At 68.3% G+C, this 21,885-nt stretch carries 22 protein-coding genes; all 22 read right to left on the reverse strand.

Features of this window, described 5'->3' with window-relative positions:
- Positions 1–3: 3 nt before the first annotated feature.
- The 22 genes from ACZ9YD_RS06780 to fliF all read right to left on the reverse strand — a co-directional run bounded on the left by ACZ9YD_RS06780 (position 4) and on the right by fliF (position 21,875).
- Positions 4–744, reverse strand: a complete 741-nt coding sequence (locus tag ACZ9YD_RS06780; protein ID WP_465074354.1) for a flagellar motor protein — start codon at positions 742–744, stop codon at positions 4–6.
- Positions 745–829: 85 nt separating this feature from the next.
- Positions 830–2,770, reverse strand: coding sequence for a chemotaxis protein CheA (locus tag ACZ9YD_RS06785; RefSeq protein WP_465074356.1), 1,941 nt, complete (start codon positions 2,768–2,770; stop codon positions 830–832).
- Between the two features lie 214 nt (positions 2,771–2,984).
- A complete protein-coding gene (locus ACZ9YD_RS06790; RefSeq protein WP_465074357.1) occupies positions 2,985–3,587 on the reverse strand; it encodes a protein phosphatase CheZ in 603 nt (200 codons plus the stop codon).
- Positions 3,584–3,976, reverse strand: coding sequence for a chemotaxis response regulator CheY (locus ACZ9YD_RS06795; RefSeq protein ID WP_465074358.1), 393 nt, complete (start codon positions 3,974–3,976; stop codon positions 3,584–3,586). Before ACZ9YD_RS06795 ends, ACZ9YD_RS06790 begins: the two co-directional genes overlap by 4 nt.
- A 63-nt stretch (positions 3,977–4,039) precedes the next feature.
- Entirely contained in the window at positions 4,040–4,795 is a 756-nt protein-coding gene (locus ACZ9YD_RS06800; protein ID WP_465074359.1) for an RNA polymerase sigma factor FliA, read from the reverse strand.
- Positions 4,792–5,649: a P-loop NTPase gene (locus ACZ9YD_RS06805; RefSeq protein WP_465074360.1), complete on the reverse strand. Its 858-nt coding sequence runs from the start codon at positions 5,647–5,649 to the stop codon at positions 4,792–4,794. The genes ACZ9YD_RS06800 and ACZ9YD_RS06805 overlap by 4 nt, the downstream gene beginning before the upstream one ends.
- Positions 5,636–7,126, reverse strand: coding sequence for a flagellar biosynthesis protein FlhF (flhF, locus tag ACZ9YD_RS06810; protein WP_465074361.1), 1,491 nt, complete (start codon positions 7,124–7,126; stop codon positions 5,636–5,638). Before flhF ends, ACZ9YD_RS06805 begins: the two co-directional genes overlap by 14 nt.
- 166 nt (positions 7,127–7,292) lie before the next feature.
- Entirely contained in the window at positions 7,293–9,365 is a 2,073-nt protein-coding gene (gene flhA, locus ACZ9YD_RS06815) for a flagellar biosynthesis protein FlhA (protein WP_465074696.1), read from the reverse strand.
- Between the two features lie 8 nt (positions 9,366–9,373).
- The gene (gene flhB / locus ACZ9YD_RS06820) at positions 9,374–10,510 is read right to left on the reverse strand and encodes a flagellar biosynthesis protein FlhB (RefSeq protein ID WP_465074362.1); all 1,137 of its coding nucleotides are present in this window, start codon (positions 10,508–10,510) and stop codon (positions 9,374–9,376) included.
- 230 nt (positions 10,511–10,740) lie between these two features.
- Entirely contained in the window at positions 10,741–11,538 is a 798-nt protein-coding gene (fliR, locus tag ACZ9YD_RS06825; protein WP_465074364.1) for a flagellar biosynthetic protein FliR, read from the reverse strand.
- Positions 11,539–11,566: 28 nt separating this feature from the next.
- Entirely contained in the window at positions 11,567–11,836 is a 270-nt protein-coding gene (locus tag ACZ9YD_RS06830; protein WP_465074365.1) for a flagellar biosynthetic protein FliQ, read from the reverse strand.
- 269 nt (positions 11,837–12,105) lie between these two features.
- Entirely contained in the window at positions 12,106–12,825 is a 720-nt protein-coding gene (gene fliP, locus ACZ9YD_RS06835) for a flagellar type III secretion system pore protein FliP (protein ID WP_465074697.1), read from the reverse strand.
- Positions 12,826–12,887: 62 nt separating this feature from the next.
- Entirely contained in the window at positions 12,888–13,271 is a 384-nt protein-coding gene (gene fliO / locus ACZ9YD_RS06840) for a flagellar biosynthetic protein FliO (protein ID WP_465074698.1), read from the reverse strand.
- A gap of 254 nt (positions 13,272–13,525) precedes the next feature.
- On the reverse strand, positions 13,526–13,873 hold the full coding sequence (fliN, locus tag ACZ9YD_RS06845; RefSeq protein WP_465074366.1) for a flagellar motor switch protein FliN: 348 nt from the start codon (positions 13,871–13,873) through the stop codon (positions 13,526–13,528).
- Positions 13,870–14,880 (reverse strand): flagellar motor switch protein FliM, encoded by a 1,011-nt coding sequence (gene fliM / locus ACZ9YD_RS06850; RefSeq protein WP_465074367.1) that lies wholly within the window; start codon positions 14,878–14,880, stop codon positions 13,870–13,872. The genes fliN and fliM overlap by 4 nt, the downstream gene beginning before the upstream one ends.
- Before the next feature lie 10 nt (positions 14,881–14,890).
- Positions 14,891–15,310, reverse strand: a complete 420-nt coding sequence (locus ACZ9YD_RS06855; protein ID WP_465074368.1) for a flagellar basal body-associated FliL family protein — start codon at positions 15,308–15,310, stop codon at positions 14,891–14,893.
- A gap of 367 nt (positions 15,311–15,677) precedes the next feature.
- Entirely contained in the window at positions 15,678–16,739 is a 1,062-nt protein-coding gene (locus tag ACZ9YD_RS06860) for a flagellar hook-length control protein FliK (protein WP_465074369.1), read from the reverse strand.
- Positions 16,736–17,188 (reverse strand): flagellar export protein FliJ, encoded by a 453-nt coding sequence (fliJ, locus tag ACZ9YD_RS06865; RefSeq protein ID WP_465074370.1) that lies wholly within the window; start codon positions 17,186–17,188, stop codon positions 16,736–16,738. Before fliJ ends, ACZ9YD_RS06860 begins: the two co-directional genes overlap by 4 nt.
- Positions 17,185–18,576, reverse strand: coding sequence for a FliI/YscN family ATPase (locus ACZ9YD_RS06870; RefSeq protein ID WP_465074371.1), 1,392 nt, complete (start codon positions 18,574–18,576; stop codon positions 17,185–17,187). Before ACZ9YD_RS06870 ends, fliJ begins: the two co-directional genes overlap by 4 nt.
- Positions 18,573–19,187: a FliH/SctL family protein gene (locus tag ACZ9YD_RS06875; RefSeq protein WP_465074372.1), complete on the reverse strand. Its 615-nt coding sequence runs from the start codon at positions 19,185–19,187 to the stop codon at positions 18,573–18,575. The genes ACZ9YD_RS06870 and ACZ9YD_RS06875 overlap by 4 nt, the downstream gene beginning before the upstream one ends.
- Complete coding sequence (fliG, locus tag ACZ9YD_RS06880; protein WP_465074373.1) at positions 19,184–20,200, reverse strand: flagellar motor switch protein FliG; 1,017 nt, start codon at positions 20,198–20,200, stop codon at positions 19,184–19,186. The genes ACZ9YD_RS06875 and fliG overlap by 4 nt, the downstream gene beginning before the upstream one ends.
- Complete coding sequence (gene fliF / locus ACZ9YD_RS06885; RefSeq protein ID WP_465074375.1) at positions 20,184–21,875, reverse strand: flagellar basal-body MS-ring/collar protein FliF; 1,692 nt, start codon at positions 21,873–21,875, stop codon at positions 20,184–20,186. Before fliF ends, fliG begins: the two co-directional genes overlap by 17 nt.
- Positions 21,876–21,885: the final 10 nt, after the last annotated feature.

The raw sequence follows: 21,885 nt of genomic DNA on the forward strand, positions 1-21,885 counted from the left end.
GGGTCAGTGCAGGAAGCCGGCGAGCCGCGCCTCGATATTGCGCGGGTTCTCGCCCTGGGCGATCGCGATCAGCCCTTCGATCGCGAGTTCGCGCTCGCCGCTGCGGCGATTGATGACGCTCTTGAGCTTGGCCGCCATCGGCAGAAAAAACATGTTGGCCGACGCGATGCCATAGATCGTGGCAGTGAACGCAGCGGCGATGCCGGTGCCGAGCTTGCTCGGGTCGGCGAGATTCTTCATCACCGCGATCAGCCCGAGCACAGCGCCGACGATGCCAAGTGTGGGGGCATAGATGCCCATGCCCTCGAAGACCTTGGCCGCGGCGAGGTCGTTGTGTTCCTCGCCCTGCAGGTCGATCTCCAGCATGTGGCGGATGGCTTCAGGCTCGACGCCGTCGACCAGCATCTGCAGACCTTTTTTCAGGAACGGATCGGTCTGCGCCTCGACGTGGCTTTCCAGGCCCAACAGGCCCTGTTTGCGCGAGACATTGCTCCATTCCAGCAGTTGCGCGATCAGCGCAGCGCGATCGGAGACCGGCGGCTTGATCACCCAGATGGCGATGCGCATCGCGTGCTTGAACACCGGCGCGGGCGTGTGCAGCAGGATCGATGCGACGGTGCCGACCATGACGATCAAGAATGCGGCCGGTGACCACAGCGCGCCGAGACCCGCGCCCTTGAGCACGCTGCCGCCCAACAGGGCGACGACGGCGAGGACGAGTCCGGCGATGCTGAAAATATCCATGACGTTGGTATCGGCGGGGCGGCAGGGGACTTGAGTGGGAGCGGGGCAGCGGGTGACGACCGGACGCATCTCCGGTCATCACCCTTCACCGTTTCAACGCATCCACGTCGAGGATCAGCGCCAGCCGTCCGTCACCGATCAACGTCGCGCCGGCATAGCCGGGCAGTCCGCGCAGCGCACGTGGCAGCGGTTTGATGACCACTTCCTCACGCCCGCGGACTTCATCGACGACCAGGCCGAAGCGGCTGTCGCCGCGTTGCAGGACCACGATGGTCAGCAATGTCGTGTCCTGCGCCGGCTGGCCCAGCCAGTGGCGCAGGTCCAGCAGCGACAGGGTGTGCGAGCGGCGGTCGAGCGCGGCGCGCCCGTCGAACCAGTTCACCGTGCGCGCCGGCGCGTGCAGCACCTCCTGCACGCGCGCCAGCGGCAGGGCGTAGCAGTCGTCGGCGGCATGGACCAGCAGCGTCGGCAGGATCGCCAGCGTGAGCGGGACGCGCAGCGAGAAACGGCTGCCGCGACCGAGTTCGGACTGCACCTGGATCTGGCCGCCGAGCTCGCGGATGCGGGATTGCACGACGTCCATGCCGACGCCGCGGCCGGAAATGTCGCTGACTTCGTCCCGGGTGGAAAACCCGGCCAGGAAGATCAGATTGAGGCATTCCTCGGCGTTGAGACGTGCGGCGGACTCGGCGTCGATCAGGCCTTTGTCGCGGGCCTTGGCACGCAGCCGTTCCGGATCGATGCCGGCGCCGTCGTCGTGGATTTCGATACCGACGTAGTCGCCCTGCTGCTGCGCGATCAGGCGCACGCGGCCGGCGCGCGGCTTGCCGGTCGCCTCACGCAGTGCGGGCATCTCGATGCCGTGGTCGATCGCGTTGCGCACCAGGTGGATCAGCGGATCGGCCAGGGCCTCGACCAGGTTGCGGTCGAGTTCGGTCTCCGCGCCGACGAGCTCCAGATCGACTTCCTTGTCCAGCGCGCGGGCGACATCGCGGGCCAGCTTGGGAAAGCGCGAGAACACCTTGCCGACCGGCTGCATGCGCGTGCGCATGACGGCGCCCTGCAGGCGCGCGGTCGCGTTGTCGAGCGTGGTGACGGCGCGGTCGAGATCCTCGTCGCGCAGCCGTGCGCGCAGGGTCTTGAGCCGATTGCGGGCCAGCACGAGTTCGCCGACCAGGTCGACGATGACGTCGAGCCGCTTGGTGTCGACGCGTACTGTCTGCTCGCGTTCGGTCGGCGCAGCGGAAGCCTTCGGCGCCGCGGCGGGCGGTGCGCTACGTGGTGCCGGTCGCGGAATGGCCGCAGGCGTCGGTGTGGCGACAGCGGGTGCGGCTGCCTGCGTGCCCGGTGCGGCGCTTCCGTGCAACTGGTCGAGCAGGGCTTCGAATTCGTCGTCGTCGATCATGTCGGCAACGGGTTTGGCGGCCGTCGCCGCAGGCGCGGCCACGCCGGGCGCGGCGGCGCCATGCAGTTGGTCGAGCAGAGCCTCGAATTCGTCGTCGTCGATCATGGCCGCCGTCGCGGCGACCGTCTGCGTGCCGGGCACGCCGTCGCCGTGCAACTGGTCGAGCAGGGCTTCGAATTCGTCGTCGGAGATCATGTCGCCGCCGGTGGCCACTGGAGCGGCCGCGCGAAGCGGTGCCGCGACCGGCGCATCGGCCGGCGCGAAGCCCGCGATCAGCTCGGCTGGTGCGCTCGGCACGGTGTCGTCGGTCTCGATCGCATCGACCATCGCCTGCAGCCAGTCCAGCGACTGCTGCGCCGCGTCGAAGTGGCGCGGCAGCAGCGGGGTCTGACCGGCGCGCACCATGCCCAGGGTTTCCTCGGCGGCATGGCACAGCTCGACCAGCGGCGTCGCGCCGAGAAACCCCGCGCCGCCCTTAAGCGTGTGGAACGCGCGGAAGACCGCGTTGAGACGCTCGCGGTCATCAGGCGTCTGTTCCAGACCCACGAGCTGGCCACCAAGGTCGTCGAGCAGCTCCCGGGCTTCGAGCACGAAGTCGGCAACGATGTCGGGCGACTGCATCAGCGTCGACCCGGATCGTTGGCGCGGGCGGTCCGCCCGGCAGCCATGCCGCAGACATGGGCGGCAGGCCGTTCATGCACAACCGCCCGTGCGACTGCACAGGGTCGCGCACGTGTCGGCGTCATCACTCGTTCGTGTCTCGACATCAGCATTCCCGTTCCTGCCGCGCGCGCGGAGACGCGGCGCGGCCTGTTCCAACCGCGTGGGTCGATCTTCAGAGCCCCAGGTGCGACAGCAGGTCGTCCGCGTCGCTCTGGCCGACCGTATTGCGATCGAGGCCGGCGACCGACGGCCCGTTGCCGCGCTGGTTGTCCTCCTTCGGCGGCAGGCCGAGCGCGCCGAAGCCCTCGTGCACCCCGCGGACGATGCCGGCGACGCGGCGGATGATCTGGCCGCCGAGATCCTGATGACTCTGCGCCAGCGCCATCTCGCGCAGGTTCTCGCGCAGCGATTCGATCGTGCTGATCTGGGCGTCGTCCAGCGGACCTTCCTTGAGCCGGGCGACCAGCGCGCGGCTGTCGTCGATCAGGTCCAGGGTGCGGTGCGTCGCCTGCTCGGTCATTGCGACCACGTGGTCGAGGCGCGCGCAGGCATCGTCCAGATCGCTGCCTTCTGCGGGCGTCGGCGGCAGCGTGTCGAGGGCCTGCGACAGTTCGCGCGCAAGCCGGCCCAGGCCGGTGACGAGGCTGCGCGCACGCGCATTCGCCAATGCGTCGACCTGTTGGCGCCAACCTTCCTCGTCGCCGCGCTCCAGTGCTTCCAGCGCGTCGTGCAGCATGTTCGCCAGTCGGGCGCGTTCGTTGTCGGGCGTGGTCATGCCGCGTTCCCGAGGCGCTCGAAGATCTTGCCGAGCTTTTCTTCCAGCGTCTGCGCGGTGAAGGGTTTGATGATGTAGCCGTTCACGCCGTTCTGGGCAGCTTCGATGATCTGCTCGCGCTTGGCTTCGGCGGTCACCATCAGCACCGGCAACGGGCGGAACTTGGGATCGGCGCGGATCGCGCACAGCAACTCGATGCCGGTCATGCCCGGCATGTTCCAGTCGGTGATGACCAGCTCCACCGCGTCCTGGCGCAGCACGGACAGCGCGCTGTGGCCGTCTTCCGCCTCGACCGTATTGTTGAAGCCGAGATCGGACAGCAGGTTCTTGACGATCCGGCGCATCGTCGAGAAATCGTCGACGATCAGGATGCGGATGTTCTTGTTCAAAACGTGTTCCTCAAAAAGAGCGTGCAACAGTGTGGGATGGGATGCGCCGCCGCATCCCGATCGTCAGTCGTCGAGGCCGAAGCCCGTATCGGCGAGCTGGAAGGCGGTGAGACGGCCGCGCAGGCGGATCACCGCCTGCCCGTGGATCTGGCAGACGCGGGACTCGCTGACGCCGAGCACGGCACCGATCTCTTTCAGGTTGAGCTCCTGCTCGTAGTACAGCGACAGCACCAGTTGCTCACGCTCTGGCAGGTGGCCGATCGCCTTGGCGAGCTCACGGCCGAATTCACCGCGCACCAGCGCTTCCTGTGGCGTGGGCCCGCCGCCCCGGCTGACCGGCTCCACCTCGCCGTGATCTTCGACGTGCGAATCCAGGCTGAGTACCTGCCCGCGCGCAGCGTCCTCCAGCAGGCGCTGGTACTCGCCCAGGGGAAGTTCGAGCTTGGCAGCGACTTCCTGCGCGCTGGCCGCGCGTCCGCTGCTCTGTTCGATCTCTCGGATCGCCGCCGCAGCTTCACGTGCGCGCCGGTGCACGGAGCGGGGGACCCAGTCGCCACGGCGGATTTCGTCGATCATCGAGCCACGGATGCGGATCGACGCGTAGGTCTCGAACGAGGCGCCCTGGTCGGCGTCGTAGCTGCGCGAGGCTTCGAGCAGGCCGATCATGCCGGCCTGCACGAGGTCGTCGATCTCCACACTGGCCGGCAGGCGCGCTGCGAGGTGATGGGCGATACGGCGAACCAGTTCGGCATGCTGGACCAGCGGGTCGACCGCGGCCGTGCGTTGCACCGCCTGGTACTGGCGGGCGGCGAGGTTCATGCGGTCACTCCCTGGCGCAGCATGCGCTCGACAAAGAACTCGACATGCCCGCGCGGCGCGGTCGGCGCCTGCCAGCGCGAGATGCGGCGGGCGATCTCGACCAGCGCACGCGCCGATGGGCTGCCCGGATAGGCCAGCACCACAGCCTGCTGGCGCTGCACTGCCATGCGCAGCCAGTCGCACTGCGGCACCGCGCCGAGGTAGTTCAGCGACACGCCGCCGATGAAGCGTTCGCAGACGCGCGAGAGCTTGTCGTGCAGGTTGCGGCCTTCCTGCGGGCTGCGGACCATGTTGGCGACGACCTGCACCCGGTCGACGCCACGCTCGCGCGCCAGCACCTTGATCAATGCGTACGCGTCGGTGATCGAGGCCGGTTCGTCGCAGACCACGACCAAGGCGTCGTGCGCGGCCTGGCAGAAAGTCAGCACCGAATCGGTGATGCCGGCTGCGGTGTCCACCACCAGCAGGTCGAGATCACGCTGCAGGTCGTTGAAGACGTTGACCAGGCCCGCGTGTTCGGCGGGACGCAGTTCGGCCATATGCCGGCGACCCGATGCGGCGGGCACGACCAGCACACCGCCCGGACCTTCGAGGATCACATCGTCGAGTTCGCAGCGTCCGGCGACCAGGTCGGCCAGCGTGCGCTGCGGCGACAGGCCCAGCAGCACGTCGACGTTGGCCAGGCCCAGATCGGCGTCCAGCAGCAACGTGCGCTGGCCCATGCCCGAAAGCGCCACCGACAGGTTGGCCGAGATGTTGGTCTTGCCCACACCACCCTTGCCACCGGTGACGGCGAGGGTGCGGACAGGCTGGAATGGAATGGTGGACATCGGCAGGCGCTCAGGCGACGGCATGGTCGTGATTCCGGAACGCGGGCTCCGGGACAATCGGCTTATCGGCATCGCGGCGGAGATCTTCAAGGCGAAGCACCAGATGCGCGGCATGGGCCCGGTGCAGGTCGTCGGGAATGCGTTGGCCGTCGGTCACCCAGGTCAGCGGCAACTGGTGGTCGACCACCACGGACAGCGCGCTGCCCAATCGGCTGGTCTCGTCGAGCTTGGTCAGCACCACGCCCTGCGGGCGGGCGTTCTCGAACCGGCGCACCACTTCGTCTAGATCCGCGAAATGGGTGTTGGCGGGCAATACCAGCAGGGTGCGCACCTGGCGCGCAGCACGCAGCCAGTTGAGCTGACCGGCGAGTGCACGATCACGCTGGCTCAGGCCGGCGGTGTCGACGAGCACCAGCCGGTAATCTTGGAGCTTCTGCAGCAACTGGATCAGCCCGGCCTCGCTGTCGGCCTCGTGCACGGCGATGCCGAGCTGGCGTCCGTAGCTGTGCAACTGTTCGCGGCCACCGATACGCGAGGTGTCGGTCGTCACCAGGGCGACGTCACGCGGCTGGTGCAGCGCTGCGTAGAGCGCGGCCAGCTTCGCGATGGTCGTGGTTTTGCCGGCGCCGGTCGGTCCGACGAGGGCGATGACGCCCGCTTCGGCCAGCGGGTCGATCGGACAGATCGGCAACTGCTTGGACAGCAGTGCGAGCATCAGGCCGCGGACGCGCGCGTCCGGGGTGTCGGCGGGAATCTGCAGCACGGTGTCGCGGGTGATGCCCGCATCGAAGCCGTAGTCTTCCATCAGCTCCATTGCCTGGGCACGCGCAGGCGAGCCACGCAGTCGCTCGTCGGTGAGGCGGGCCATCTCACGCTCGATCATCAAGCGCATCTGCGACAGCTCGTCACGCATCTGCGCCAGTTCTCCGTCGCTGGCAGGCGCCTGTGGGGCCGGCACGGCGGCCAGGATGGCTGGCACTGGCTGTGCGGGCACCGGCGGCGACGGAATTTCGTCGCGTGCGCTCGATTCGGCCCGGAGGTGCGTGGCGGTTTCGACCTGCGGCGTGTCGTCACGATGGCCGGCAGCGAGCAACTCGGCGAAGGTCGGGCCGTCGATGTGGAACGTCGCCGGCTCCGATGGGAGCTGCGTGGGTGGGGCGCTGGCAGAGGTGACAAGACGCGCAGCGGTCGCCGGGCGCAAGGCCGCAGGCGGCACCTGCGGACTGAGCTCCCGCAACCAGCGCTCGGAGGGTGCCAGCTCGCTGTCGACGGCTGGGCCACGTGACGCAGTGGGCGGCGCCGCGGGGGCGGGCGGTGCGTCGCGCTGTGCATCTTCGATGGCGCGCTGCACGCAGCCTTCGTCGTAGTTGCTGGCCGCGACGATCTCCACACCTTCTTCGATACGACGGTTGGAGAGGATCACGGCATCGGGGCCATGTGCCTGTCGAACCAGTTGCAAGGCACTGCGCATGTCGGCGGCGACGAAGCGGCGGATTTTCATGAGCAGGGATTCGGAATTGGGGAGTGGGAATTGGGAACAGCGGACATCGATGTCGGGGGTGTGTCGCGTGTGGTGTGGTTCGATCTCGTCATTGGCATCGCACTTTCTCCGCGTTGGCGGGATCCGCTCTCACGAATCCTCACGCCCTGGTCCCGAATCCCGGCGATCAATTGATCGTGCCCAGCAACTTCAGACGTTTGTCTTCCGGTACCTCGTTGTAGGACAGCACCGACAGCCCCGGCACGCTGTGGCGGACCAGTCGCGCCAGCGCGGCGCGCACCTGTCCGGGTACCAGGACGACTGCCGGCTCGTTCCTGGCTTCCTGCTGGCTGGCACAGTCGGCAAGACTCTGCTGCAAGCGTTCCGCCAGGCCCGGTTCCAATGCGGCACCGGCACCCTGCGCGGAATCTTGCAAGACGCGTTCCAGAGTCGGGGCCAGCGTGTACACCGGCAGTTCGGCCGATGGACCGGCGATTTCCTGGACGATGAAGCGGCCCAGTGCGGTGCGCACGGCTGCGGTCAACTGGGCCGGGTCCTGGGTGTGCGCGGCGTGCTCGACCAGTGCTTCGGCGATCCGGCGCAGCTGGCGTACCGGAATGCGCTCGACCAGCAGGTTCTGCAACACGCGCACCACGACAGCCAGCGGCAGCGCCTTCGGCGTGAGGTCTTCGGAGAGCTTGGGCGCGCTGCGGGCGAGCGTCGCCAGCAGTTGCTGCACTTCCTCGTGTCCGAGCAGTTCAGGGGCCTGCTCGCGCACCAGGTGCGAGAGGTGCGTGGCGACCACGGTCGCCGGATCGACCACTGTGTAGCCCGCGGCTTCGGCGTTTGCACGTTGCAGCGGCAGGATCCACAGCGCGTCGAGCCCGAACGCCGGGTCCTTGCCGGGGATGCCGTCGATCGGGTGCAGCGCGCCGCCCGGATCGAGTGCGAGCAGACGGTCGGGATGGACTTCGGCGGTCGCTACTGGCACGCCGTGCACCAGCAGGCGATAAGCGGTGGGCGCCAGTTCGAGGTTGTCGCGGATGTGGACTGGCGGGATGAGGAAGCCGACATCCTGGGTGAGCTTGCGGCGCACGGCCTTGATGCGCGCCATCAGTTCTCCGCCCTGGGCCTTGTCGACCAGCGGGATCAGCCGGTAGCCGACTTCCAGACCCAGCGGATCGACCGGACGCAGGTCGTCCCAGCCGAGCTCGGCGTTGGCGGCCTGCTCCGGCGCAGGCAGGGCGGCCGCATCGGGATCCGCAGCAATGCGCTCGGCCTCGAGGCTGCGCTTGCGCATCGCCCAGGCTGCGTAACCCACGATCGCCGCCAGGCTGAGAAAGGCGAAGTTAGGCATGCCCGGCACCAGGCCGACCACCAGCAGGATGCTCGCGGCGATGGTCAGGGCCTTGTACTGGCCGAACACCTGGCCGCTGACCTCACCGCCCATGTCCTGCTTGCGCGAGGCGCGGGTGACCAGCAGGGCGACCGACGAGGACACCAGCAGCGCCGGCAGTTGCGAGACCAGACCGTCGCCGATCGAGAGCAGGGTGTAGGTCGCTGCGGCATCGCCCATCGCCATGCCGTGCTGGAGCACGCCGATCGCCAGGCCGCCGAAGATGGTGACGAACAAAATCAGGATGCCGGCGATCGCATCGCCGCGGATGAACTTGTTGGCGCCGTCCATCGCACCGTAGAAGTCGGCTTCCTGGCGGACTTCCTCACGACGGCTCTTGGCCTCTTCGCGCGTGAGCATGCCCGCGTTGAGATCGGCGTCGATTGCCATCTGCTTGCCCGGCATGGCGTCGAGAATGAAGCGCGCGGTTACTTCCGACACGCGGCCCGCGCCTTTGGTGATCACCACGAAGTTGATGATGGTGAGGATCGCGAAGGCGACGATGCCGACCGCGAAGTTGCCGCCGACGACGAACTCGCCGAAGGATTCGATCACCTTGCCGGCCGCGCCCGGGCCGTTCTGGCCGTGCATCAGGATCACGCGCGTCGAGGCCACGTTGAGCGCCAGACGCAGCATCGTGGTGACCAGCAACACGATCGGGAAGATGCTGAAGTCCAGCGGGCGCTGGACGTAGATCACCGCGAGCAGCACGACCAGCGAGATCGCGATGTTGAAGCTGAAGAGGATGTCCAGGAACAGGGGCGGCAGGGGCACGACCACCATGGCCAGCAGCGCCATCACCAGCAGCGGTGCACCGAGACCGTTGCGCAGCGTATCGAAGACCCGCTTCGGGCCTGACGCCATCACTGCGCTCACGGTCGGCCTCCGGACGTGCCGCCTTCGTCAATCTCGAGATCCGCGAGCTGCGGCTGCGGCGTGCCCGCCCGCCAGCTGCGCAGCTGATAGACGTAGGACAGCACCTGGGCGACGGCAGCGTAGAGTTTCACGGGGATTTCCTGGCCGATGTCCGCGTCCCGATACAAGACGCGTGCCAAAGGCGGCGCTTCGACCAGAGTGATCCGGTGCTGAGCGGCGACTTCGCGGATGCGCAGGGCCAGTTCGTCGACCCCCTTGGCGATCACGCGCGGCGCGCGCATCGCGCCGCCGTCGTATTTCAGTGCGACCGCGTAATGGGTCGGATTGACCACGATCACGTCGGCCGTGGGCACGTCCTCCATCATCCGGCGCTGCGACATCTCCTGCTGCAGCTGGCGGATGCGGCCCTTGACCTCGGGCCGGCCCTCGCTTTCCTTCATTTCCTCGCGCAGTTCCTGGCGCGTCATCTTCAACTTCCGGCGCCAGTTCCACTTCTGGTACGGCGCGTCGAGCAGGGCGAGCAGCAACAGCGCGCCGGCGGTCGCCATCAGCATCCACAGCGCGAACTTCAGGCCGCCGGCCGCGGCCTGTTCCAGCGGCTGGTTGATCATCGCGCGCAGCCGCGGCATCGCCGGCCACAGGAACAGCGTGGCCGCGCCGCCGACCAGCAGCACGCGCATCAGGGATTTCAGCAGTTCGGCCAGGCCCTCGGGACCGTAGATGCGCTTGAGGCCGGCCATCGGATCGAGCTTCTTGAGGTCGGGTACCAGCCCCTTGCTGGAAAAATTGAAGCCGCCCATTACCGCCGGCGCCACGAAGCAGGCAAGCAGCGTCGCCAACAGCAGCGGCGCCAGGATCCACATGAAGCCCAGCATGAGTTCGCCGGTGTGGCCAAACATCTTCTGCGGCGATTCCAGCAGTGCGACGTCCGGCGTCAACGCGCCGCGCATCCAGTCCTGGGCACGTGCGGTGATCCCACCCCCCATCACGAGCAGGGACGCCACGCCGGCGCCGAACACGGCCACGGTCGCGAGTTCGCGCGATCGCGGAACATCGCCCTTGTCGCGCGCGTCCTGCAACCGCTTCTGACTGGGTTCTTCGGTCTTTTCCTGACCGTCTTCGTTCTCGGCCATTGGCGCAGGACCTGGGGGAGATGCCGGGGGTGTTGCAAGGCGCGTGCCCCCGCAGACGGCGGGATGGTGGGGACGTAGGCGCGCGTGCCCAGCCGAGTCCGGTTGGGGGTCTGCCCGGTGGCGATCGCGCGCACGCGCGATCCCACACAGGCGCGGTCGTGTTCAGCGCGGCGTGCGACGGACTTCAGCAGGACGTCGTCCGCGTGCGTGCGCGCGCCTGCAGATCGGCCTCAGCGCCCCAGCGGGACCCGTCCCGCGGCGTCGAACGCGGCGTCGTAGAGACGTTGCACCGGTGGGCCAAGCTCGCCGGCCAGCATCGCGATCAGGAACAGCCCCACGAGAACCGAGATCGGCAGGCCGAGCTGGATCGGATTGAGCGCCGGCGCCGCGCGCGACAGCACGCCGAAGGCCAGATTCACCGCCAGCAGCGCGACCATCACCGGCAGCGCCAGCGTCACGCCGCCGCGCAGTACCAGCGAGAAGAATTCCGGTGCGACGCGCAGCGTCGCTTCGACATCGGGCAGCGCAGTGCCGATCGGCAGCGCTTCATAGCTGTGCACGAGCAGGGCGACCATTGCCAGATGCCCGTTGGCAGCGAAGAAAAGCAAACCGAACGCGAGATAGAACCACTGGGCGACCACGCCGGACTGCACGCCGCGCAACGGGTCGCTCATCTGCGCGAACGACAGACCGGAGCCCTGCGAAATCAGTTCGCCGGCCAGCGCGCCGGCTTCGAACACCAGCCGCAGCATGAATCCCATCGCCACGCCGACCGCAAGCTCGCGCGCGATCGACAGAATGGTCGCGGCATCGAAACCGGTCCAAGCCGGCGGCGTGGGCAGCAGCGGCGCCAGCGCCAGGCTCAACGCGAGCGCGGCGATCACCCGGATGCGCGCGGGCAGGGCGCGCGTGCCGATCAGCGGCATCGCCATCAGCAGTGCGCCCACGCGCAGCGCGGTCCACAGCATCGTGCCGATCATGCCGAAGGCCTGCTGGCCGTCGAGTGCCATCTGCGTGGCGGCATCCATCAGCGTTGGCCTCCGCGCGCGCGCATGCTCAGCCGATCAGGTGCGGAATACTGCGGAAGAGCGTGGTCGTGTAGTCGACCAGATACGACAGCAGCATCGCGCCAAGTGCGAACAGCGCCGCGGTCAGCGCTGCAGCCTTGGCGACGAAGGCGATCGTCGGTTCATTGATCTGGGTTGCGGCCTGGACGATGCCGACGACAACGCCGACCACCAGTACGGTCACCAGCAGCGGACCACCGACCCACAGCGCGACTTCAAGGCCACGACGCAGTTCGGTGAGGGCGGTTTCTGGAGACATGGGTGGAGGCCGGGGTTGGTGGTGGGTGATTCGAACGAGCGGGATAACGGGGGCGTAAGGGATTGCAAACGTGTCTGGCCGTTGTTCCCGCGAACGCGGGTCTTTCAAGAGCCGAACGGCGGGTCATCCATGGGCGTCGTGCTTTGGAGCGGTCTTGGTCCTGGACGAAAGTCGCTGGATGACTCGCCATTCGGCGGTTGACGGCTTCTGCTGCGCGGGAATGACGCCGCGGCTGCTGTTTCGAATTCCGAATCTCCGCTCCAACACGCCTACGGCATGTTGAAGCTCGCCGCCAATGTGCCCACCGTCAGCACCCAGCCGTCGACCAGTACGAACAGCAGGATCTTGAACGGCGCCGAGACCAGCATCGGCGACAGCATCATCATGCCCATCGACATCAGCACGCTGGCGACGACCAGGTCGATGATGATGAAGGGGATGAAGATCAGGAATCCGATCTCGAATGCGGTCTTGAGTTCGCTGGTGACGAACGAGGCCACCAGTACCTGGAACGGCACGTCGTCGGGACCGGCGTAGGTGCTGTGTCCCGCGAGGCCGGCGAAAGTCATCAGATCGGTCTCGCGCACCTGGGCCAGCATGAAGCCGCGCAACGGTGCGGTCCCCAGATCCCAGGCCGTGCGGAAGTCGATGCGTCCATCGAGGTAGGGGCCGAAGCCGTTGTTCCAGGCCGCTTCCCACACAGGCGTCATCACCAGCGCGGTCAGGAAGAGTGCGAGGCCGACCAGGATCTGGTTGGACGGCGTCTGCCCGGTGCCCAGCGCCTGTCGCAGCAGGGCCAGCACGACGATGATCCGGGTGAACGCGGTCAGCACCAGCAGCATCGACGGGATCAGCGTGATCGCCGTCATCAGCAGCAGGGTCTGCAGCGGCAGACTGACCGGCGCATTGCCGATCTGGCCCACGGTGACGTCGGGCAGCGCAGGCAGTTGCGGAGCGCCGGCGGCGGCCAGGGCCAGCGTCGGCAGCATCAGGCCGAGCGCGAAGACAGCCAGCGCAAGCCAGCGCTGCGGGCGGAAACGGCGGTGCATCGTCAGGTGTCCTTGCGCAGGCGTTGCGCGAGCAGCTGTTTGAAATCGGGCAGGTTCTTGAGCGTGGGCATCTGCGCGGGCGTGGCCTCGGGCAGTGGCTGCGGCAGCACATGCAACGTCCGTACCCCGCCGGCGCCGATGCCCAACAGCAGCTGTTCGCCGCCGACCTGCACCACAGCCGCCCGCTCTTTGGCACCCAGCGAAATGCTGGCGACCACGCGCAGGCCGTCGGCCTGGCGGAAACCGCCGCCTGGCAGGCGCTTGAGCAGCCAAGCCAGGCCGAGGATCAAGCCGAGCACCAGCACCAGCGCGAGGAATGCGCCGCCCAGGCCCGGCCCTTGCGGCGCGTGCGCGCCGATCTGCATCGGTGTCGTCGGCTGGGTCATCAGCGGGATCGCGCGCGCAGGCGCGCTGGTCGTGGCGACGACGGCGGAAAAATCGGGGGTGTCGACAGCCGCAGCCGCCATCACGGTCTCCATCGCACCGGGCGCCGCTTCGGGTGCTTCCACCGAAGCTGCAGCGTCGGAAGACGGTACAACCGCGGCGTCACCGCTGCCGCGCGCATCACCGGCCTGGCCGTCGACCTCGCGCGCAGCCACAGGCGCGGCGGCCGTGGCCACCGGCAGGGCACTCGTCACGATCACCGGAGTCTCCGGATCCGTTCGCTGGGGCTGACCACATCGGTGAGGCGCACGCCGAACCGGTCGTTGATGACCACGACCTCGCCATGCGCGATCAGCGTGCCGTTGACGTAGACGTCCAGTGGTTCGCCTGCGCCGCGTTCGAGTTCGATCACCGAGCCGCGGTTGAGCTGCAGCAGGCTGCGGATCGGCATACGCGTGCGTCCCACCTCCAGCGACAACGCCACCGGGACATCGAGGATGACGTCGAGGTTGAGGTCGGTCGACTCCAGCGGGCCGTCGGCGCGCAGGTCGTCGAACTTGGCAGGCGCGACAGCGTCCTGGAAGGTGTGGTCCTGGGTGGTCATGCGGGCGGATCCTGGGGGTCTGGGCGGCGCGGCGCCGGCATGCCGGGCGGCCGGGTCTCGGTGATCTTCACGACGTTGCAGCCGTCGGCGGTGCCGAAGCGGCCGGTGAACACGGGGATGTTCTCCACGCAGACCGGCACTTCGGCGGGCAGGTCGATCGGCAGGATGTCGCCGACCTTCAGTCGCGTGAGCTGGCGCAGGTCGATGCTGCGCTTGGCGAGGATGCTCGACACGGTGACCTCGGCCGACATCAGCTGTTCGCGCATCGACACGTTCCAGCTTTCGTCGCGGTCCACGCGGTCGCTCTGGATGCCGGCGTCGAGCAGTTCGCGGATCGGTTCGAGCATCGAGTACGGCAGGGTGACGTGGATCTCGCCGCCGCCACCTTCGAGTTCGACGTGGAAGCGGCTGACCACCACGTACTCGCGCGGCGTGACGATGTTGGCGAAGTGTGGGTTGATCTCGGAGTTGATGTACTCGCACTCCACGTCCAGCACGGGTGCCCACGCTTCCGAAAGGTCGGCGAACGTCTGCTTGAGCATCAGCTGGATCACGCGCATCTCGGTGGCCGTGAACTCGCGGCCCTCGATGCGCGTGGGATAGCGGCCGTCGCCGCCGAAAAAGTTGTCGACGACCGCGAACACCAGCTTCGGTTCGAACACGATCAGCCCGGTGCCGCGCAGCGGCTTGAACTTGATCAGGTTGAGATTGGTCGGCACGTAGAGCTGGTGCAGGTAGTCGCCGAACTTGATCAGGTCGATGCCACGCACCGACAGATCGGCCGAACGCCGGATCAGGTTGAACAGGCCGATGCGCCACAGGCGCACGAAACGCTCGTTGACCATCTCCAGCGTCGGCATGCGGCCGCGGATGATGCGGTCCTGGCTGGCGAAGTCGTACGTGCGGGCGACGCCGGGATCGGGCGCCGGCTCGGTATCCACCGCGCCGGAGTCGACGCCGTGCAGCAGCGCGTCGATCTCGTCCTGGGAGAGCAGGTCGTTGCTCATCGACGCATGCTCACTGGGTCACGAAACTGGTGAACAGCAGGGCTTCGGCGATCGGCTTGCCGGTCTCCTCCACCATCAGCGTGCGCACTTCCTCCAGCGCTTGCGCCTGCAACGCTTCCTTGCCCTCTCGGGTGGCGACGCCGTCGTAGGTCTGCTGGGCGAACAGCATGAGCAGGCGCGCGCGCAGTGCGGGCTCGTGCTGCTGCAACTGGGTGATCGCCAGCGGATCACGCGTGACCAGCTGCACTTCCACCTGCAGGTATCGCGGCCCCATCGGCGTTTCGTCGAGGTTGACCACGAACGCCGGGGACATCGGCAGGTATTGCGCCGGCGCCGGCAGCGTCGACACCGGTGCGGCCTTCCGGTTGAAGAGGTACCAGCCGGCACCTCCAGCGCCCATCAGGACGATCAGTGCGACACCAACCGTCAACAGGCGGCGTTTGGAGGTGGACGGAGAGCGGGGCGATTGGGCGACAGCGGCCACGTGACAGGTACCTGTGTGAATCCATGCAGGGAGATGCAATCGCCGTGCCGTTCGCGCGTCGGGATTCCGTCAGGTCCGTCGAGACAGGCCTGGTGTCCGTACGACACCGTCAAGGGGTGCACCTGCGCGATGCGGGTCGGCTGCCCGTCGGAGTCGCCCCGCAGATGGGGGCATGTCCTGCGGGTCCAGCGCACAAGCGCGCAGCGGCGCGAATCGGGAATGCCGGGCGTCGTGCGCGAGACGTCAGCGACGCGGGCAGGCAGGGATGATGTCTCGATGCGCGCCGATCCTTTGGCGCGGCCTGGGCGCCGGATCAGGCGTAGGCGTCGAGCAGACCCAGTGTCGTGCGCCGGCGCGCGAGGTCTTGGGTGTTCAGTCCCCCGTCCTGCGTATCCGCGGACGCGCCACTGGTGGACGGCGCCGACGACGGATCTCCGTCGCGCGCACTGGTGTGGCCGCTGCCGACGCCGGCATGCGCCAGCTGGAAGCCATGTTCGCCGAGCAGATCGCGCAGGCGTGGCAGGCCCTGTTCGAGCGCCTGCCGGGTCTCGGCCTGCGGCGCGACGAATTCGGCGCGGATCCGGTCGCCGTCCATGTGCAGGCGCACCTCGACCGGCCCCAGGTCATGCGGGGTCACGCGGATGCGTGCATGCCCGATCTTCTGTTCGGCCATCCACTGGAGCTGGGCGCCGAACCGGGCTTCGAAGTCCTCCGCGCCGACCTCGGGCGCCGGCAGCGGTGCTGCGAGGATCGGTGCCGCCTCGCGCAGGGGCGCGGTCGCGGGCAGCGCGAACGCGACCGGTGCAGGCTCGCTCCCTTCGACCGGCGCGGCCGTGTCGGTTGCGAGCGCGGCCAGTGCCAGCGCGGGATCGGCATCCGGCAGGGCGGCTTCGGGCAATGTGATCGCCGCCGCAGGCACTGCGGTCGACACCGGTGTGGTTGCGGACGACACGGCGCCGCCGAGCAGCAGCGGTCGCAGATCGGCCTCGGGGCCTTCCAGTGCGGGTGGCGTGGCAGGCGTGGTCTCGGCGGGAAAGCCGAGCAGGGCTGCCAGACCGGCTGGCGGCCACACCGGCGCCGGTTGCTGCACGTCGACGATGGGCGTTGCCGGCGATTCGACCGTGTCCTGATCAGCACGATCGCCCGCGCCGGGCAGTGCGCCCGATTCCGGTGCGGCATCCGGCGTGGTCGTATCGGCGGCGGTCTCGTCAGAGGTGCGCGCGCGCGCGGAATCGGCGCTGGCGCGCGGGCCCTGGCGGCGTTCCAGTGCCTGCGCGAACGCGTTGCCTTCACCGTCGGTGGATGCGGTCTTGTCGCTGCGTGCGCCCGGTGCGGGCGCGGGCGAAGCCGAGGACGTGGCGGCCAACGGCGTCATGCATCGGCTCCGTCGGCGGCGAGCGCGTTAAGCCGCGCGCGACGTGCGCCCAGATCGTCGAGTTCGCGCTGTGAACGGCGCTCATCGACCACGCGTTCCTGCGCGCGATAACTGGCGGCCAGCTGTTCGAGCACCTGCTTGTCGCGGCTGGCCAGCAGCAACCGGCCGCGTTCGACCTCGACCGTCTGCCGGCTGTTGTCGACCGCACGCGATTGCTGCTCGACCGCGGATTGCAGCCGGTCGAGAAATGCGCGGCGGTTGGCCAGCTGCGCGGGGCTGGTGGCGGACAGCTGGCTGTTGCCGTATTCGTCGGCGTAACGACGCAGTTCGACCAGCTGCGCCTCGTGCTGTGCCAGCGTGCTCTGCCGGTCAGCCAGCACGCGCGCCGCCGCGTCCTCGGTCTCCTGGGCGCGGTTGAGCAAGGGATCGATGCGGCGGGACTGCTTCATGCGGACGCTTCCTCGGGATGCAGCAGGCGCTCAAGCGCCTCGCGGCTGTGGTGCAGGTCGGCGGCGCGGGCGATGTCCTGGCCCAGGAACGCGACGATCTCCGGCCAGCGCGCCAGCGCCTCGTCGACTGCTGGATCGGCGCCGCGCTGGTACGCGCCGATGGCGATCAGATCGCGGTTGGCGTTGTAGGCCGAAATGAGCCGCTTCAGCGACCGGATGCGCTCGCGCCAGGTGTCGTCGGCGATCTCGGTCACCACGCGGCTGACCGAGGATTCGACGTCGATCGCGGGATACAGGCCTGCGTCGGCGATGCGCCGCGACAGCAGGATGTGGCCGTCGAGGATCGCGCGCGCAGCGTCGGCGATCGGATCCTGCGGATCGTCTCCTTCGGTCAGCACGGTATAGAACGCGGTAATCGACCCGCGTCCTGCAGCGCCGTTGCCCGCGCGCTCCACGAGCGCCGGCAGCTTGGCGAACACCGACGGCGGATAGCCGCGGGTGGTCGGCGGCTCGCCGACCGACAGGCCGATCTCGCGCTGCGCCTGGGCGAAGCGGGTCAACGAATCCATCAGCAGCAGAACGTTGAGGCCCTGGTCGCGGAACCATTCGGCGATCGCCGTGGCGCGGTAGGCGCCATGCAACCGCGCCAGCGGCGGGCGGTCGGCAGGTGCAGCCACGACGACCGCGCGGCGCAGGCCTTCCTCGCCGAGCGTGCTCTCGACGAAGTCGCGCACTTCGCGGCCACGCTCGCCGATCAGGCCGACCACGATGACGTCGGCTTCGGTGAAGCGGGTCATCATGCCCAGCAGCGTCGACTTGCCGACGCCCGAGCCCGCGAACAGACCCACGCGCTGACCGCGGCCGATCGGCAGCAGCGCGTTGATCGCACGCACGCCCACGTCCAGTGGCTGGATGATGGGCTCGCGCGCCAGCGGATTGATCGACACGCCGGCCATGCCCACGCTGCCTTCGGCGCGGATGGGGCCCTTGCCGTCCAGCGGCACGCCGTCGGAGTCGATGACGCGGCCGAGCAGGCCTTCGCCGATCTCGACGCCGCCGCGGCGGTGCAAGGGCACCACGCGTGCATTCGGCAGCAAGCCGTGCAATTCGGCGCTGGGCATCAGCGAGGTGCGGTCGCCGGAAAAGCCGACGACTTCGGCTTCGACCCAGCCACCGTCCACTTCGACCTTGCAGGTCGCGCCCATCGGGGCTTCGCAGCCGACCGCTTCGACGGTCAGGCCGATCGCGCGGCGCAGGATGCCTTCGCGGATCAGGCCGCGGCCGGCGGCCGGGTCCGGGCCGGTCGCATCGAGGCGCGTGGCCAGGCGGAGGTTGCGCGCGGTCATCCATTCGGCCGGATCGGCGCTGGGCAGCTGCACAGCGCTCATGCGCGTGCACCCGCGCGGCGCAGCACCACGTCCAGCGCGCCGCGCAGTCGGGCGTCGAGGCTGCCATCGATGCGGACGCTTTCGGCATGCACGCGCAAGTCGCCGCGCGCGAGCGCCGGATCAGCGACCAGGCGCGTGGCATCGCCCAGTGACAGCAACGGGGTCAGCGCGGCGATGTCGTCAGGATGCAGGCGCACCTCGACCTCGCGCGCGGCGCCGCCGACCGCGATCACCGCTTCGTCGACCAGTTCGGCCAACAGCGCGGGTTCGGACTGATAGGCGCGTCCGACCAGACCGCCGGCGATGCGCACGGCCAGTTCGCCCAGTGAGGCCACGACCTCGTTCTCGAGACGGGCGAGGGGACGGGAGAAGTTGTCGAGGATGCCTTCGATCTGCGCGGTCAGGCGGCGGATCTCGCTCTGGCCTGCGGCCATGCCTTCCGTGCGGCCCTGGGCGAGTCCCTCTTCGTAGCCCTCGCGCTGCGCGTCGTCGCGAATCTGCTGGATCTGCTCCAGCGAAGGCGGACGCGGCATCTCGACAGGTTCGTCCTGGACCACGGCGCGCGGTGTGTCGCCGATCGATGGGGCGTACCAGCGCACGGCCTCGTTCATACGAGTTCCTCGGCGTTGCCGCCGCCCAGGGTGATCGCGCCCTCATCGGCGAGGCGCCGGACCAGGGTGAGGATTTCCTTCTGTGCGGTCTCCACGTCGGACAGGCGCACCGGACCGCGGGCTTCCATGTCCTCGAGCAGGATCTCGGCCGCACGCTGCGACATGTTGCGGGTGATCTTGTCCCGCACCTTCGGATCGGCGCCGCGCAGCGCCACGCCGAGGCGGTCGCCGGACACTTCGCGCAGCACCGCCTGCAGTTCGCGATCGTCGAGTTCGATCAGATCGTCGAACACGAACATCAGATCCTGGATGCGCTGTCCCAGCTGCTCGTCGACCTTGCGGATCGCGCCCAGCAGGCTCTGGTCCTGGCCGGTGTCCATGAAGTTGAGGATGTTGGCCGCGACCTTGATGCCGCCCACAGCCGAAGACTTGAGGTTCTGGTTGCCGGCGAACTGGCGTTCCATGATCTCGTTGAGTTCGTTGAGTGCGTTGGGCGGAATACCGTCGAGCGTGGCGATACGCAGCAGCACGTCGGCGCGTGTGCGTTCGGGCAACAGCTTCAGGGTGTCCGCAGCCTGGTCGGCGTCGAGGTGCGACAGCACGATCGCGATGATCTGCGGGTGCTCGTGGCGCACCAGATCGGAAATCGCACGCGGGTCCATCCATTTCAGCGTGTCGAGGCCGGTGGTGTTGCGACCCAGCAGGATGCGGTCGATCAGGCTGCCGGCCTTGTCCGCGCCCAGCGCCTGCACCAGCACTGCGCGGATGTAGTCGTCTGCGCCGACACCGAGCGAGGTCTGGCGATCGAGTGCACCGGAGAAGTCGTCCATCACCGTGGCCACCTGTTCGCGGCTGACCGCGCCCATCGTCGCCATCGCCAGGCCGAGCTTCTGCACTTCCTTGGCGTCCATGTGCTTGAGCACTTCGGCCGCGTCGGCCTCGCCGAGCGAGAGCAGCAGCACGGCGGCGCGCTGGACGCCGTTGAGTGCGTTGAGATCAGGCGGCCGCTTCATCGTCCAACCATCCCTTGACGACTTGCGCCACGCGCTTGGAATCCGTTTTCACCGCCTCGCGTGCAGTGCGCAGGCGGTCTTCGTAGGCATCCGACGGCAATGCGATCGGTGCGCGCGTTTCGCTCAACGCGGTGATGCGTGCCGTGTCCTCGGCCAGTTCCGGCAGCGGCTCGTTGAGCAGCGTCACCTCGGCCGTGGCGGGCGTCTTGGGCGCGGGCAACTTTGACGGACCTGCAATCTGGCGCACCGCGGGGCGCACCACACCGAACAGCAGCGCCAGCACCACCAGCGCACCGAGCAACAAACGCGCGATGTCGCGCAGCATCGGCTGCTGCCACCAGGGCGGCGCGTCGAAGCCTTCGGACTGCTCGCGCACGAACGGGGTATTCATCACCGACACGGTGTCGCCCCGGGCCTCGTCGAAGCCTACCGCCTGGCGCACCAGTGCCTCGACGCGCTGCAGTTCCGCAGCGGTCAGCGGCTGCGTCGACGTGGCGCCATCGGCACCGGCGCGCGGTACGTGATCGACCAGTACTGCGGCGCTGACCCGACGGATCCGACCCGGCGGTTGGCGCGTATGGCTGAGCGTCCGGTCGAGTTCGTAGTTGCGGGTGGAACTGCGCGAGGAATCGCCTGCGGCGCCGTTGGCGGCGGCCGCGACCTGGGCATCGACCGGTTCCGGGTTGACCGCGGTGTCGGGCAGATTGCTGGTCGCGCCGGGAATGCCCTGCGGGCCGCTGTCGCTCGATGCGGATTCACTCATCTGCTCGCTGCGCAGCTTCGGCGGCTCGGCGTTGTACAGCTCGCGTGCTTCCTCGCTTTCCGAGAAGTCCATGTCGACGGTGACTTCGGCGTTGACCCGGCCGGAGCCGGCCATCGGCTCGAGCAGCTCGCGGATGCGCTGGTTGAACGAGGTTTCCTGGCGGCGGACCTGCTCGAACTGGATCGCGCTGAGCGCCGCGGCCGGGTCCTGCGCATCGTTGCTGAGCAGGCGCCCGTTCTGGTCGACCACGGTCACCCGGTCGGGCGCCAGGTCGGGAATGCTCGAGGCGACCAGATGCACGATGGCATCGACCTGACCACGCTCCAGCGTTGCGCCACCGCGGAGTTCGAGTACGACCGATGCGCTGGCGGCTTCGCGTTGCCGGGTAAACGCCGACGGCTTGGGAATCGCCAGATGCACGCGTGCGTCGCGCACCGGGCGCAGCGCGGCGATGGTGCGGACCAGCTCGGTTTCCAGCGCGTGCTGGTAACGCGCGTTCTCGACGAACTGACTGACACCGAAGCCCGGATCGCGCTCCATCAGCTCGAAGCCGATGCGACCGGATTCGCCTAGGCCGGAGCCGGCGAGCTTCAGGCGCGCATCGTGGATGCTCGCTTCAGGCACCGAGATCGCACCGGACGCCTGGTCAATCTTGAACGGGATCTGCGCCGCACGCAGCAGGTCGCTCGCCTCGGCCGTAGCCTTGGCGTCGAGCCCCGCGTAGAGCGGCACGTAACCGGGCTTCTGCGCCCAGAAGAAGATCATCAGCCCGGCCGCGATGGCGACGGCGAGCAGGGCCATCTTGGCCAAGCGCCCGACCAGCTGCATCTTTTCCAGACGGTCGAGCACATCGACCGCCTTGCGGCTGGCCGCTTCGGTATTGAGTGCGTCCTTGGACAGCGAGATCGCCATGGTGCTGGGT

This window comes from Luteimonas sp. AC640a (genome assembly GCF_979256585.1).

Excerpts from the sequence above, each read along its gene's own strand:
- ACZ9YD_RS06780 (WP_465074354.1), bottom strand. The coding sequence starts at position 744 with ATGGATATTTTCAGCATCGCCGGACTCGTCCTCGCCGTCGTCGCCCTG.
- ACZ9YD_RS06785 (WP_465074356.1), bottom strand. The coding sequence starts at position 2,770 with ATGCAGTCGCCCGACATCGTTGCCGACTTCGTGCTCGAAGCCCGGGAG.
- ACZ9YD_RS06790 (WP_465074357.1), bottom strand. The coding sequence starts at position 3,587 with ATGACCACGCCCGACAACGAACGCGCCCGACTGGCGAACATGCTGCAC.
- ACZ9YD_RS06800 (WP_465074359.1), bottom strand. The coding sequence starts at position 4,795 with ATGAACCTCGCCGCCCGCCAGTACCAGGCGGTGCAACGCACGGCCGCG.
- ACZ9YD_RS06805 (WP_465074360.1), bottom strand. The coding sequence starts at position 5,649 with ATGCCGTCGCCTGAGCGCCTGCCGATGTCCACCATTCCATTCCAGCCT.
- flhF (WP_465074361.1), bottom strand. The coding sequence starts at position 7,126 with ATGAAAATCCGCCGCTTCGTCGCCGCCGACATGCGCAGTGCCTTGCAA.
- flhA (WP_465074696.1), bottom strand. The coding sequence starts at position 9,365 with ATGGCGTCAGGCCCGAAGCGGGTCTTCGATACGCTGCGCAACGGTCTC.
- flhB (WP_465074362.1), bottom strand. The coding sequence starts at position 10,510 with ATGGCCGAGAACGAAGACGGTCAGGAAAAGACCGAAGAACCCAGTCAG.
- fliR (WP_465074364.1), bottom strand. The coding sequence starts at position 11,538 with ATGGATGCCGCCACGCAGATGGCACTCGACGGCCAGCAGGCCTTCGGC.
- ACZ9YD_RS06830 (WP_465074365.1), bottom strand. The coding sequence starts at position 11,836 with ATGTCTCCAGAAACCGCCCTCACCGAACTGCGTCGTGGCCTTGAAGTC.
- fliP (WP_465074697.1), bottom strand. The coding sequence starts at position 12,825 with ATGCTGCCGACGCTGGCCCTGGCCGCCGCCGGCGCTCCGCAACTGCCT.
- fliO (WP_465074698.1), bottom strand. The coding sequence starts at position 13,271 with ATGACCCAGCCGACGACACCGATGCAGATCGGCGCGCACGCGCCGCAA.
- fliN (WP_465074366.1), bottom strand. The coding sequence starts at position 13,873 with ATGACCACCCAGGACCACACCTTCCAGGACGCTGTCGCGCCTGCCAAG.
- fliM (WP_465074367.1), bottom strand. The coding sequence starts at position 14,880 with ATGAGCAACGACCTGCTCTCCCAGGACGAGATCGACGCGCTGCTGCAC.
- ACZ9YD_RS06860 (WP_465074369.1), bottom strand. The coding sequence starts at position 16,739 with ATGACGCCGTTGGCCGCCACGTCCTCGGCTTCGCCCGCGCCCGCACCG.
- fliJ (WP_465074370.1), bottom strand. The coding sequence starts at position 17,188 with ATGAAGCAGTCCCGCCGCATCGATCCCTTGCTCAACCGCGCCCAGGAG.
- ACZ9YD_RS06870 (WP_465074371.1), bottom strand. The coding sequence starts at position 18,576 with ATGAGCGCTGTGCAGCTGCCCAGCGCCGATCCGGCCGAATGGATGACC.
- ACZ9YD_RS06875 (WP_465074372.1), bottom strand. The coding sequence starts at position 19,187 with ATGAACGAGGCCGTGCGCTGGTACGCCCCATCGATCGGCGACACACCG.
- fliG (WP_465074373.1), bottom strand. The coding sequence starts at position 20,200 with ATGAAGCGGCCGCCTGATCTCAACGCACTCAACGGCGTCCAGCGCGCC.
- fliF (WP_465074375.1), bottom strand. The coding sequence starts at position 21,875 with ATGGCGATCTCGCTGTCCAAGGACGCACTCAATACCGAAGCGGCCAGC.